Source organism: Enterococcus sp. AZ011 (assembly GCF_050548355.1).
GTDB lineage: Bacteria > Bacillota > Bacilli > Lactobacillales > Enterococcaceae > Enterococcus > Enterococcus faecalis.
In genome coordinates this window covers 1,800,272-1,814,646 of sequence record NZ_CP172959.1, presented here as the reverse complement: position 1 = coordinate 1,814,646, position 14,375 = coordinate 1,800,272, and the positions used below count along the sequence as shown (strand labels likewise).

The 14,375-nt window shown below is 37.5% G+C and carries 10 protein-coding genes; 9 read left to right on the top strand and 1 reads right to left on the bottom strand.

The features are described from left to right. Positions 1 to 131 precede the first annotated feature (131 nt). Complete coding sequence (locus IGL36_RS08825; protein ID WP_002388239.1) at positions 132 to 515, top strand: MerR family transcriptional regulator; 384 nt, start codon at positions 132 to 134, stop codon at positions 513 to 515. Positions 516 to 557: 42 nt separating this feature from the next. Beyond that, complete coding sequence (gene glnA, locus IGL36_RS08820; protein WP_002356929.1) at positions 558 to 1,898, top strand: type I glutamate--ammonia ligase; 1,341 nt, start codon at positions 558 to 560, stop codon at positions 1,896 to 1,898. Positions 1,899 to 1,923: 25 nt separating this feature from the next. Here the strand turns inward: glnA and IGL36_RS08815 are convergent, their stop codons facing one another. Next, positions 1,924 to 3,426 carry a DUF6056 family protein gene (locus IGL36_RS08815; protein ID WP_002391473.1) on the bottom strand — a complete coding sequence of 501 codons (1,503 nt, stop codon included), beginning with the start codon at positions 3,424 to 3,426 and terminating at the stop codon, positions 1,924 to 1,926. Between the two features lie 160 nt (positions 3,427 to 3,586). Between IGL36_RS08815 and nifJ the strand changes: the two genes are divergently transcribed. The 7 genes from nifJ (at position 3,587) to IGL36_RS08780 (ending at position 14,325) form a co-directional block, all read left to right on the top strand. Further along, entirely contained in the window at positions 3,587 to 7,318 is a 3,732-nt protein-coding gene (nifJ, locus tag IGL36_RS08810; protein ID WP_002398067.1) for a pyruvate:ferredoxin (flavodoxin) oxidoreductase, read from the top strand. A 196-nt stretch (positions 7,319 to 7,514) separates the two neighbouring features. Next, entirely contained in the window at positions 7,515 to 8,399 is an 885-nt protein-coding gene (gene cdaA, locus IGL36_RS08805) for a diadenylate cyclase CdaA (protein ID WP_002389035.1), read from the top strand. Beyond that, positions 8,396 to 9,559, top strand: coding sequence for a CdaR family protein (locus IGL36_RS08800; RefSeq protein WP_002405085.1), 1,164 nt, complete (start codon positions 8,396 to 8,398; stop codon positions 9,557 to 9,559). Before cdaA ends, IGL36_RS08800 begins: the two co-directional genes overlap by 4 nt. Next, positions 9,552 to 10,907 (top strand): phosphoglucosamine mutase, encoded by a 1,356-nt coding sequence (glmM, locus tag IGL36_RS08795; protein WP_002356936.1) that lies wholly within the window; start codon positions 9,552 to 9,554, stop codon positions 10,905 to 10,907. Before IGL36_RS08800 ends, glmM begins: the two co-directional genes overlap by 8 nt. A gap of 229 nt (positions 10,908 to 11,136) precedes the next feature. Then, positions 11,137 to 11,688, top strand: coding sequence for an ECF-type riboflavin transporter substrate-binding protein (locus tag IGL36_RS08790; protein ID WP_002356937.1), 552 nt, complete (start codon positions 11,137 to 11,139; stop codon positions 11,686 to 11,688). 100 nt (positions 11,689 to 11,788) lie between these two features. Continuing rightward, complete coding sequence (locus tag IGL36_RS08785) at positions 11,789 to 13,495, top strand: ABC transporter ATP-binding protein (protein WP_002372067.1); 1,707 nt, start codon at positions 11,789 to 11,791, stop codon at positions 13,493 to 13,495. Continuing rightward, positions 13,492 to 14,325 carry an energy-coupling factor transporter transmembrane component T family protein gene (locus tag IGL36_RS08780; protein ID WP_002356939.1) on the top strand — a complete coding sequence of 278 codons (834 nt, stop codon included), beginning with the start codon at positions 13,492 to 13,494 and terminating at the stop codon, positions 14,323 to 14,325. Before IGL36_RS08785 ends, IGL36_RS08780 begins: the two co-directional genes overlap by 4 nt. Positions 14,326 to 14,375 lie beyond the last annotated feature (50 nt).

Sequence of the window (14,375 nt, the reverse complement as noted above, 5' to 3'; positions counted from 1 at the left end):
TCAGCCATGAAAAGATGGGAAAGTCCATATTTATCAGGTTTTTTGTTTTATGTTAGAAAATCTAACATAAGTTCTTGACAATTTGTCATTCTATTGTTATTCTAAGAAATAACTAAGAGAGGAGGATGGAGATGAGAGAAAAAGAGTTACGCCGTTCCATGTCAGTTTTTCCAATTGGTACAGTTATGAAACTAACGGATTTGACCGCTCGACAAATTCGCTACTATGAAGAACAGGGATTGATTCATCCAGAACGTAGTGAGGGCAACCGACGCATGTATTCTTTAAATGATATTGATGTTTTGTTAGAAATTAAAGATTATTTATCTGATGGATTGAACATGGCAGGGATTAAGCGTGTGTATGAAATGAAATTAGAAGAACAAAAAAACACCGCCGAGGCAACTCGTCCGTTAACCGATGCAGATGTTCGTCAGATTTTATACGACGAAATCCTTTCGCAAGGAGGACTTACTCAGCAAAATCCGTTCCAATCGAATGTACCAAGGCTTTAACGTTTCAGCAGCCAATAAAAATGAAGGATGGGGATCAGACCGATGACAAGAAAAGCCAAAACGGCAGAAGAGATTAAACATATTGCAGAAGAAGAAAACGTACGTTTTTTACGACTAATGTTTACCGACATTATGGGAACAATTAAAAATGTTGAAGTTCCTGTGAGTCAGCTAGATAAAGTATTAGATAATAAAATGATGTTTGATGGGTCATCCATCGAAGGATTCGTTCGTATCGAAGAAAGTGACATGTATTTATACCCTGATCTATCTACATGGATGATTTTTCCGTGGGAAAGCGACCATGGAAAAGTTGCGCGCTTAATTTGTGATATTTACAATCCTGATGGTACCCCTTTTGCCGGAGATCCCCGCGGTAATTTAAAACGCGCCTTAGCAGATATGAAAGAATTAGGCTTTACTTCTTTTAACTTAGGACCAGAACCAGAATTTTTCCTATTTAAATTAGATGAGAATGGTGAAATTACCACTGACTTGAATGATAAAGGTGGCTATTTTGATTTTGCGCCAACCGATTTAGGTGAAAATTGTCGCCGTGATATTGTTTTAGAGTTAGAAAGTTTAGGCTTTGAAGTGGAAGCTTCGCATCATGAAGTAGCACCTGGTCAACATGAAATTGACTTTAAATATGCTGATGTAGTTGATGCTTGTGACAATATTCAAACGTTCAAATTAGTTGTGAAAACTATTGCGCGCAAACATGGCTTGCATGCAACATTTATGCCAAAACCTTTGTTTGGAATTAATGGTTCTGGCATGCACTGCAATATGTCATTATTTAATGAAGAAGGTAATGTTTTTTATGACGAGTCAGGAGAGATGGGCTTAAGCCAAACTGCGTATCATTTCTTAGGTGGTTTATTAAAACATGCCCGTGCCTATACTGCGGTATGTAACCCAACAGTGAACTCTTATAAACGCTTGGTACCAGGTTATGAAGCACCTGTTTATGTAGCTTGGAGCGGCAGAAATCGTTCACCACTCATTCGAGTTCCTGAATCTCGTGGTTTATCGACTCGTTTAGAATTACGTTCTGTCGATCCTTCAGCGAATCCGTATTTAACAATGGCAGTCTTATTACAAGCAGGTTTGGATGGTATTCGTAATGAACTTACGCCACCGCCAGCGGTTGATCGTAACATTTATGTGATGAATGAGGAAGAACGTCAACATGCACAAATTGAAGATTTGCCATCAACCTTACACAATGCCATCAAAGAATTACGTAAAGATCAAGTAATGATTGATGCATTAGGTCGTCACATTTTTGCCAATTTTGTAGAAGCGAAACGAATGGAATGGGCAGCCTTCCGTCAAACCGTTTCTGAATGGGAAAGAGAACAATATTTGGAGTTGTACTAAAAAAAAGAGCCTTATGGCTCTTTTTTTATTTTGTTTCCATCGGCACGAATGTAATCGTTATTTCTTGTGGAATGTTATAAAATGTTTTGTAACGGCGTATCCAATATTCTGAGGTTGTTCCTTTCTCCCAAAAGTATTCTCCATTTGGTAATAAAGGTAATTTTACGGAAGTTTCTTTATTAGCGATTGCCTCATCTATAATTTCTTTTCTCTGTTGTTCTACCCTGTAGGTATATGCAAACATCAAGGTATAAAAGGTTAATAAGATAAGAATTCCTTGTTTAAGAATTTTCGTTATAAACAGTATTTCATGGTTGTTTTCTGCTTCACTTTGTAAATTAAAATAATAAGCGATAAATTGCAAAATAAGTATAATCCAAAAAACATACGTAATATAAAATGACCGGGGACCGATGGGCTCAGCAATGAAAAGAGGCCCAGCTGTACATACGATAGATAAGAACAAGAAAAGTAGTTTTGCTTTTAAATTACCTTTAAATTGAATGAGTATAAATATAAATATTGAAAGGTAGTATAGTAAAGCTAATAGTGCAGTGAAATCTTGACTGCGATTATAGGATATTGTGAAATAAGGATAAATAAAGACAGAGAAAACCGTATAAGTACTTATAAAAAATAGAGCTCCTTTATTTATCAGCTGCGTTGCCTTTGATTGTAAAATATCTTTATCTTGTTTTTTAGAGATTAATAAAGTTAACGTTGCTATACAAAGATTAATGAAACGATTTTGATGAAAAATATTTTCTGCCATCGGTCCTATTGTTTTATAGTAAAAATATGAAAGCGATAAATTAATTTTTTTATAGCCATCAGTATTATTGGCAGCATTTAAGTAAGCTGGATTAATTAGCATAATAATCAAACTAAGGAAACTTGTAACTAGAAAAGCAAGTAAGAACGAATCAATCATCTTTCTGGTTTTCCAAGAATAAATACATAAAGCAATTGCAAGGAATGTGATATAAACGCTGATGTTTTCAGAAAAAAATTGAGTCCCGAGACTTAAAACAATACCTGTTAGAACAGGGTGTTTTAAATTAGCTGTTTCATTAGTAAATAAGTAATTCACTATTATGAAAAAAACCACTAAACTAATAACAGGAGGAACGAAGTTCACAAAGGCTGCCGGCCATCCATAAGTTTGTTGAAAAAGTTTTGTGGGAATTAATATAAGTAGAGCTAAGCCAAAAATCAAAAGAAATTTTTTATTTGTAGTTGTTTTTCTATCTAAACTTAGTTTAGTGAATTTTGTTAGTACTGTAAGTAATAATAGAATTGTGCCGCTCATAAACAAGCTTTTAATTAAAACACTACGAGTAATAATTAAAGCGAAGATATTTCCAAAGTAGCGTCCATTATATCCTTGAAAGCCGTTTTTTAATAAATCAAGCCCTTCTTGACTTCCCCACATCCATTCATCGTGAGCGTAAGGGATAAAATAAAAAATGATGGTTAGTAGTAAAAAAGCAAGGATAATAAATTTATTTTTTTGAAGAGTTTTCAACATATTCTCCCTTTCTGTAGATCGTTATTTTCAGTTGTTATTATAAACTAATTATATATAAAAACATAGAGATAATTTGTAACTGGAAAAGGAAACTCTAAAGAATGTTTGTGAAAAATGTTTCAAATGTTTGGTTTTTACGCTATAATAAACAAGAATATGCGTGCAACTATTCTATTTTTTAGATATAAAGGATGAGAAAAACATGCGGAAAATGAAAACAATGGATGGGAATGCAGCAGCAGCTTATATTTCCTATGCTTTTACAGAATTAGCAGCCATTTATCCAATAACACCAAGTTCAACGATGGCTGAACTTGTTGATCAGTGGTCGGCCGAAGGTAAGAAAAATATCTTTGGTCAACCTGTGAAAGTAGTCGAAATGCAATCGGAAGCTGGTGCTGCCGGCGTGGTCCATGGCTCTTTAAAAACAGGCGCGCTTACCACGACCTATACGGCTTCACAAGGGTTACTTTTAATGATTCCTAATATGTACAAAATAGCTGGAGAACTATTACCATCTGTTTTTCATGTGGCGAGCCGAGCTTTAACTACGAATGCTTTAAATATTTTTGGTGATCAAGGAGACGTAATGGCCGCACGCCAAACAGGCTTTGCTATGTTGTCAGAAAGTAGTGTGCAAGAAGTGATGGATTTGGCACCAGTGGCTCACTTGGCTTCGATTGAAGCGAGTGTTCCATTTATGAACTTTTTTGATGGCTTTAGAACAAGTCATGAAATTCAAAAAGTGGCAGTTCTTGACTATGAAGAATTAGCACCCTTAGTAAACCAAGAAAAATTAGCCGAATTCCGTCGTCGGAGCATGAATCCGAATCACCCTTCCGTTAGTGGAATGAACCAAAATCCAGATATTCACTTTCAACAACGAGAAACAATAAATCCTTATTATGAAAAATTACCTGGTATTGTTCAAAAATATATGACAGAAATTAATCGGTTACGGGGAACCAATTATGATTTAGTGACGTATTATGGCGCAGAAGATGCAGAAGAAGTGATCGTCACGATGGGTTCAGTTGCACAAACAATTGAACAGACGGTTGATTATTTACAAGAACAAGGAAGAAAAGTTGGCTTCCTTAATGTCCATCTTTATCGGCCATTTCCAGTTGAAACATTTCTTGAAAAAATACCACAATCAGTTAAAGCAATTGCTGTCTTGGATCGGACGAAAGAGCCCGGTGCTGGTGGTGAACCGTTATTATTGGATGTCCAAAGTGCGATGTATGAAGCGGACATTCGCCCAACAATTATTGGTGGGCGCTATGGTTTAGGTTCTAAAGATGTGCTGCCAAATCAAATTGTTGCGGTTTTTGATGAATTAATGAAAGAACGTTCTGCCATGAAGAAGCGTTTTACAATTGGGATTGATGATGATTTAACTTATACTTCATTAGAAGTTGGCAAACCACTTGATTTGACGAATCCGAAAACCTATCAAGCTAAATTTTGGGGCTTTGGTTCTGATGGGACAGTAGGGGCGAACAAGTCAGCAATTAAGATTATCGGTGATCATACAGACAAGTATGCACAAGGATTTTTCTATTATGATTCAAAAAAATCAGGCGGGTTGACCGTTTCTCATTTACGTTTTGGCGAGACGCCTATTCGTTCAACGTACCTCATTGAACATTCTGATTTTGTGGCTTGTCATACAGCCGCTTATTTGCATACTTATGATTTAGTAAAAGGGTTAAAAAAAGGCGGTACTTTCCTCTTAAATACCATTTGGAATGATGAACAACTAGCACGATTTTTACCCAATCAATTAAAACGGTATCTAGCTGAAAATGAGATTCAGTTTTATACAATCAATGCAGTGAAATTAGCTAGTGAAGTCGGACTAGGCGGGCGAATTAATACCGCGATGGAAACAGCTTTCTTCAAATTAGCGCAAATTATGCCTTTTGAGCAAGTGTTACCAATTTTAAAAGAAGAAGCACTGAAAAGTTATGGTCATAAGTCTATGAAAGTTGTCGAAAAAAATATTCAAGCAATCGATAAGACCGTTGAATTGTTGCATCAGGTACCTGTTCCAGCAGAGTGGAGAACGCTTGAAGTTCAACCTCGAAAACGTTCAGAAAATGTTAGTGATTTTGTTCATGAAATTGTTGAACCGATTAATCGTCAAGAAGGCAATGCGTTATCTGTTGCGACACTAGCGAAAAATGGGATGACAGATGGGCGGATGCCTTTGGGAACTGCGGCAGTTGAAAAACGTGAAGTTGCATTAGAAGTACCTGAGTGGATTAGCGATCGATGTACTATGTGTAATGAGTGTGCCTTTGTATGTCCTCATGCGGCGATACGACCATTCTTAGCCGATGAAGAAGAAATGACTGAAGCGCCAGAAGGATTCATTGTGCGTGATCTACGTGGTGCCGACGGCTTGAAGTATCGTATCCAAGTCTCAGTCAAAGATTGTACTGGCTGTGGACTTTGTGTTGAAGCCTGTCCAGCTAAAGGCAAAGCTTTAGTAATGAAACCTTATGACGAAGAAAAAGAGCAGGCTATGAATTGGGCGTTTGCTATGACGTTACGTCAAAAGGAAAACCCAGCAAAACCGAATACTGTTTTAGGTTCGCAATTTAATAAACCTTTATTAGAGTTTTCTGGTGCTTGTTCTGGTTGCGGCGAAACGCCTTATGTTAAATTATTGACGCAAATGTTTGGTGACCGAATGCTGATTGCTAATGCAACAGGTTGCTCATCGATTTGGGGTGCTGCAGCGGGTGTGACACCTTACACTACTAATGAACAAGGACAAGGTCCAGCTTGGTCAAATTCTCTTTTAGAGGATAATGCCGAGTTTGGTTACGGCATGTTGTTAGCAACGCAAGCGCGTCGCGAACGTTTAGCTAGTAAAATGACCAAAGCTTTTTCTGTAGCTAGTGATTCTTTACGTTTATTGATGGAAGATTGGATAGCACATCTGTCCGAAAGTGAAGGTACGCAACAACGTGCAGCTAAATTACGTGCAGCTTTGCTTGAAGAAAAAACGAATCAACCTTTATTGGAAGCAATTTATGACGATCAAGATCTTTTTGTTAAACCAAGTCAGTGGATGATTGGTGGAGACGGCTGGGCTTACGATATTGGCTACGGCGGTATTGACCACGTGTTAGCTAGTGGCGCGGATGTGAATATGTTAGTTCTAGATAATGAAGTCTATTCCAATACAGGTGGCCAAACTTCCAAAGCAACTCCGGCATCAGCGATTGCGAAATTTGCTGCCAGTGGGAAATATGCTTCTAAAAAAGATTTAGGGATGATGGCAATGACTTATGAAAATGTCTATGTCGCTCAAATTGCCTCAGGTGCAAACCAAATGCAGACGATTAAAGCTTTTGAAGAAGCAGAAAAATTCCCTGGACCATCGATTATTATTGCTTATACACCATGTATTACACATGGTTTAGCAGGTGGGATGAGTCAAACGTTGAAAGAAGCGAAAGACGCAGTTCATTCAGGTTACTGGTCTTTATATCGCTATAATCCATTATTGCGAGAAAAGGGCAAAGAACCAATGACATTGGATTTTAAAAAACCAGATTTTTCATTAATGAAAGAGTTTATGCGCCAACAAGTTCGCTTTGCATCCTTAGAATCTAGTCAACCAGATACAGCGGAATTGTTATTTAATAAAACAATTAATGATGCTAAGAGACGGTTCTATAATTATGCTCGTTTAGCTGGTCAAGAAGAAAAAATTCGAGCAAAACTAGAAAAACAAAGTGAACCAGAAATAACTGCGCCAGAGAACGAGAAGCCACGAGTGAAAAAAGAACGCGTAGTTGATCCGGAAGCGGAAGCAAGAAGGGCTGCCCGCCGCGCAGAACGAGCAGCCAAGAGAAAACAACGTGAGCAAGATTAAATAGAAATCAAAAAAACGTGTCTGAGCTTTTTGCTTGGACACGTTTTTTAGTTAGAAATGCGATTTTTTGATGAAAAATTTCAAGTTATTTGAAAAAGTTCCTAAATTTTTTTGATGTTTCCGCTTGCGTTCTGTGATGAAAGAAAATAATGTGGTATACTTGTTAGGAAATCTTGAGAGAGAAGTGAGGGGTATGATGTCGTTTCAATTGAATCAATTATTAGATTTGAATTATTGGCAACAAGTCATCTCAACGGATTTCTTATCTAAGGATTTTGTTATCAATATCATAGATATCCTAGTCGTATGGTACCTCGTTTACAAATTAATCATGCTTGTTCGTGGAACAAAAGCAGTCCAACTATTAAAAGGTGTCGCTGTTTTTATCATTATCCGCATTCTAAGTGAGATAATTGGTCTACATACATTATCTTGGTTAATGAATCAAGTCATCATGTATGGTGTAATCGCCGCGGTTGTTATTTTTCAACCAGAAGTGCGAAGAGGGCTGGAACATCTAGGGAGAAGTTCGTTTTTCCGCCCGAATAAAGGTGCGCAACAAGAAGATGAGCGTATTATTCAGGCCTTTGACAAAGCCATTCAGTACATGTCAAAACGGAAAATTGGTGCTTTGATAACCATTGAACGCAATACCGGTTTAGATGAATACATTGAGACAGGTATTGATTTGGATGCCGATATTACTGGTGAATTACTGATTAATATTTTCATTCCAAATACACCACTACATGATGGTGCAGTGATTATCAAAAATGAAAAAATTGCTGTTGCTAGTGCGTATTTACCGCTATCAGAAAGCAATTTAATTCCAAAAGAATTTGGAACGCGCCATAGAGCCGCAGTCGGTATCAGTGAAGTCAGTGACGCCATTACGATTGTTGTTTCTGAAGAAACTGGTGACGTTAGTTTGACATTGAACAATGAATTAATTCCTGGTCTAACGCAAGAAGAGTATTTAACAATTTTGCGTAAGGAGTTAATTTCGGAATCATCGGAAGATAAAAAAAGTGCTTTGCAGCATTTTATCGATGATGTAACAAAGGGGGTTAAACGCAAATGAGAAAAGCCTCCCAAAAAAGCTGGTTTAATGGTTTGCTTTCATTGCTGTTTGCATTGTTGTTATTTTTTAATGCCAATGCAACAGGCAATAATCCCTCCAATTCAGGTTCAAGCCAAACGTATAGTGAAACATTGAATAATATTCCTGTCCAAGTCCAATACGATAAAGACAAATATTATGTCTCTGGATTTGAAGAGAGTGTAAATGTTCATTTACGTAGTGCGAACCGCATTCAATTAAACATGGAATCAAATGCTGACACACGAAATTTCCAAGTGGTCGCAGACTTAACCAAATTGCCATTAGGGACTTCGGAAGTGCCTTTGACAGTTCGGGGACTAAGTTCAGCTGTTACAGCTGAAATTGAACCGAAAACAGTGACTGTAACGATTGAAAAGAGAGTAACAAAAAAATTCGATGTAGAAGCACAACTTTCTGATAACATTGAAAAAGAAGGCTACAAAGTAAAAAATATTTCTGTAGATCCAAAAACTGTAGAAGTAACAACTGGAGAAGAAACAGCGAAAGCAATTGACAAAGTGATTGCGCCAGTCTCAAGTGCCAAACAAACAATTGATACGATTAAACAAACGGTAAATGTTCAAGCGCTAGATGCCAAAGGTCAAGTCCTAAGTATCGAAAATCCAGCACCACAAGTCAAAGTAACAGTAGGCTTAACCGCGCCAACGAAAGATGTACCACTGAATGTTAGTATGACAGGTACGCCACCTGCTGGGATCGCTCATTACAATTATAGTTTATCGACGTACCAAGTTAGGGTCAGTGGCCCGCAATCAATTTTAGATACGCTAGAATCAATTGAGGTACCGGTAGATATTTCTGATATTCGCAAAGAAACAAAACAATCAGTGACTATTCCCATTAATGGAGAATACGTAGTTACACCAGATGAGGTTGACGTTTCTTTGAGCCCCGTGTACAATCAACAACAGTCATCAAATACAAATGAAACTTCAGGGGAACCTGCAAGTTCAACAACGGTTGGCTCAGGTAGCCAAGCAGTACAACCAAGTACATCCAGTCAAGTAGAATCAAATACTTCTGAAAAAACAAGTGAGGGATCAACAGTAGAAAGTACAACTGCTGGTTCAACTGAAAATACAGAGAATCAAGTGACTAAGGAGAATCAAAATGGGTAAATATTTTGGAACAGATGGTGTAAGAGGAATTGCAAATAAGGAGTTAACACCTGAATTAGCTTTTAAATTAGGGCGTTACGGTGGTTATGTGTTGAGTCAACATGAAGATAGTTCAAGAAAACCTCGTGTTCTCGTAGGGCGCGATACACGTATTTCAGGTGAGATGTTGGAACAAGCATTGATTGCTGGATTATTATCAGTCGGAATTGAAGTTTTCCAATTAGGGGTGATTTCAACACCTGGTGTAGCATATCTTACTCGTTTACAAAAAGCATCCGCTGGCGTAATGATTTCAGCTTCACATAATCCTGCGGAAGACAATGGGATTAAGTTTTTTGGGGCAGATGGCTTCAAATTAGTAGACGATCAAGAAGCAGAAATTGAAGCATTGTTAGACGCAGAAGAAGATACCTTACCAAGACCTTCTGCAGAAGGCTTAGGCTCGTTAGATGAATTTCCAGAAGGCTTACTAAAATATTCGCAATTTTTAGTTCAAAGTATTCCTGGCGATTTAGCAGATATGACTGTTTGTTTAGATGCGGCCAACGGAGCAACTGCAACAGCAGTCAATCGTGTCTTCGCGGATTTAGAGACAGATTTCTATACAATGGGAACAAGTCCTAATGGATTGAATATCAATGATGGTGTGGGTTCCACTCATCCTGAAGCTTTGGCAGAAATGGTTGTTGAAAAAGGCGCAGATGCTGGTTTGGCTTTCGATGGCGACGGCGATAGAATTATTGCGGTCGATGAATTAGGACGAATTATCGATGGTGATAAAATCATGTATATTTGTGCTAAATATTTAGCTGAGAAAAAACGTTTGAAAAAAGATACAATCGTTACAACGGTGATGAGTAATCTAGGTTTCCATAAAGCTGTAGAAGAAATTGGCTTAAAAGATGTGGTAACGCAAGTGGGTGATCGCTATGTTGTAGAAGAAATGCGTAAAAATGATTACAATTTTGGTGGCGAACAATCTGGTCACATGATCTTTTTAGATTACAACACAACAGGTGATGGCATGCTTTCAGGGATTCAATTGTTGAATGTTATGAAGCAAACGGGCAAAAAATTATCTGAATTAGCGGATGAAGTGACGATTTATCCACAAAAATTAGTCAATATTCGTGTCACAGATAAAAATGGTGCAATGGAAGTTCCGGCAATCAAAGCAGTTGTCGAACAAGCAGAAGCAGAAATGAATGGCGAAGGTCGTATTTTGGTTCGTCCTTCTGGAACAGAACCATTGTTACGTGTGATGGCTGAAGCGCCGACACAAGAAAAAGTTGATTATTACGTTGATAAAATTGCCGAAGTAGTACGTGCAGAAATCGGCGTTGAATAAGAACCAATTAGAAACCAGACACTTAATGCTAGCTTGCGTTAAGTGTCTGGTTTCTTTGTTGGAAATCAAAAAAAGAAAATAGCTAATAAGCTACGTCTATCATTGACATAGAGCGGTTAAAAGGGTACTATTTTAGAAGTAAGATGCACCGCGTATCTTCTTTTTTTATTTGATAAAATCAAGAAGGGAGCGGCTGTAAATCAATGGAGTTATAGAATGGAGGAGCGAAATGAAAGAAAAAATGTCCGTCAAGACAATTGTAGCAATTGGAATTGGCTCTGCAGTTTTTGTTATTTTAGGTCGATTCGTTGTAATTCCAACTGGGATTCCTAATACGAACTTAGAAACGTCGTATCCATTTCTTGCTTTAATGTCAGTTGTTTTTGGACCAGTAGCTGGAGGGCTAATTGGTTTGATCGGTCACACATTAAAAGATTTTACCACGTATGGTAGCGCTTGGTGGAGCTGGATTATTTGTTCAGGAATTATTGGTATTATTTTTGGCTTCGCTGGTCGTAAAATGGATCTTCAACATGGTGAATTTACAACAAATGACATGGTGCGTTTCAATATTTTCCAAGCCTTTGGCAATATCGTCGTTTGGGGCTTAATCGCGCCTAGCTTGGATATTTTGATTTATAGTGAACCCGCAAGTAAAGTGTTTACACAAGGCGTATTCGCGACTGTTTCAAATATTGTCGCTGTGGGGATTATTGGAACATTGTTGATGAAAGCTTATGCATCAACAAGAACAAAGAAAGGCAGTTTATCAAAAGATTAAGAAACTGTCGAAATAATTTAAATGGTTAAGGGTCTGCCCTAGTAATTACTTTGCTAATGCTCAGACCCTTTCTTTTATGGAGAAACTGAGGTGAGGCCGAATGAAAAAACCAATCATTACTTTTAATAATTTTTCCTTTCAATATCATAGCCAATCTGAACCGACATTAAAGGGGATTCAATTAACCATCTATGAAGGAGAAAAGGTTTTAATCGTTGGGCCTAGTGGTAGTGGCAAATCAACATTGGCGCAATGTATCAACGGGTTAATTCCCAATATTTATGAAGGTGAGATTCAAGGCACAGCTACGGTTGCTGGTAAAAATATCCAAGAAACAAGTCTATTTGATTTGTCTTTTGATGTAGGAACTGTTTTGCAAGATACCGATGGGCAGTTTATCGGTTTAACGGTTGCTGAGGATATTGCTTTTGCTTTAGAAAACGATGCAGTTGAACAAGCAGAAATGAAAAAAGCGGTCCACAAATGGTCCGAGATTGTTGAGCTGAATCAGTTATTGCAACACCGTCCACAAGATTTGTCAGGTGGTCAAAAACAACGTGTATCTATGGCGGGCGTTCTAATTAACCAATCAAAAATTTTACTTTTTGATGAACCTTTGGCTAATCTTGACCCACGAGCGGGTCAAGAAACAATGACTTTGATTGACACCATTCAACAAGAAACAAAAGCGACTGTTTTAATAATAGAACATCGCTTAGAGGACGTTCTTTGCGAATCAGTTGATCGAATTATTGTCATGAATGAGGGCACAATTATTTCTGATACAACGCCAGATGAATTGTTACGTCAAGATACGTTGACCCAACAAGGGATTCGTGAACCTTTGTACGTTACAGCCATGAAATATGCTGGGATTGATTTAACACAAGTTAGTCATTTAGACAAATTAGCCGAAGTATCAGGCGAAACAGTTTTGCCCAAAATGACACAGTGGTCTGTCCAACCTAGTTCAGTTAGTGCGGTCAAAGGAGCTGAACTATTACGTTTGGAACAAGTGTCCTATCAATATGATCGTCACGGTGAAAAAGTGTTAGATGACTTCTCAGTAACTATTCATCATGGAGAAATGATCAGCATTGTAGGAAAAAATGGTGCCGGGAAGTCTACACTTTCTAAAATAATTTGCGGGTTCATCACGCCTCAATCGGGCAAGATTTTATGGGAAGGACAGGATTTTTCCAATTATTCAATCAAAGAACGTGCAGATAAAATTGGTTATGTGATGCAAAATCCCAATCAAATGATTTCTAAAAAAATGATTTTTGAAGAAGTAGCTTTAGGATTAGTTTTACGAGATGTGCCACAAGCAGAAATTGAGGAACGTGTGACGAATATTTTACATATTTGTGGGCTGTATCCCTTCCGGAACTGGCCGATTTCTGCGTTGAGTTTTGGGCAGAAAAAACGGGTAACTATTGCATCAATCTTAGTTTTAGAACCTGAATTATTAATTTTAGATGAACCAACAGCTGGACAAGATTTTAAACATTATACAGAAATGATGACATTTTTAGAAGAATTGAACCGCTTAGGTGTGACTATTTTAATGATCACTCACGATATGCACTTAATGTTGGAATATACAACACGTGCGTTAGTAGTTTGTGATGGACGTTTACTAGCAGATGCGACTCCAGTTGCTGTTTTAACAGATGAAAAATTAATTCAAGCAGCTTCTTTAAAAGAAACGAGCTTGTTTACCTTTGCTAAAGCGTTAGGCTTGGAAAATCCCTTGCTATTTACGGAAAAATTTGTTGCTTACGATCGTGAGGTGCGTTTTGGATGAGTGAACGACAAATGTTAGGCTATCATCCTGATTCAACCTGGATTCATCGCTTAAACGGCACAAGCAAATTAGTCTTTTTAATCGTTGTCTCTGTGGCTTGTATGACCACGTATGATACTCGTTATCTGTTAGGAATGTCTGTGGTTTCGCTTGTTTTGTTAAAATTATCAAATATTAAATGGCATCAAATATCTTTTGTTATTAAATTTATTGCTATTTTTTCTTTGTTAAATATCTTAACGGTTTACCTTTTTGCACCTGAATATGGGGTTGATTTATATCAATCACGTACCGTGATTTGGGAAGGAATCGGACGGTTTACTTTGACACAAGAAGAATTATTTTATGAATTTAATTTAGTTTTAAAATATTTCTGTACGATTCCGTTGGCATTAATCTTTTTATTAACAACAAATCCTAGTGAATTTGCCTCCAGCTTGAATCGAATTGGTGTGAGTTATCGGATTAGTTATGCAGTAGCGCTGGCTATTCGTTATATTCCCGATATCCAAGAAGATTTTTTTAATATTTCTTTAGCACAACAAGCGCGAGGTTATGAGATGTCTAAAAAGGGACGGTTAGGCCAACGAATCAAAGGCGTAGCACAAATCGTTTTACCCTTAATCCTATCTAGTTTAGATCGAATTGAAACTGTGAGTACCGCTATGGAATTAAGGCGTTTTGGTCAAAAGAAAAATCGAACGTGGTATGCGCAACAACCTTTTCATCTGCGTGATTTTTCGGTAATGATACTTGCCTTATGCTTATTAGGAATCAGTTTCTGGTTGTTCCATGTGAATGGTGGCCGGTTTTATAATCCATTCCAATAAATAACAAATTGATAAGGTTCTATAAATAGAACGGATATTTTTTTATTATT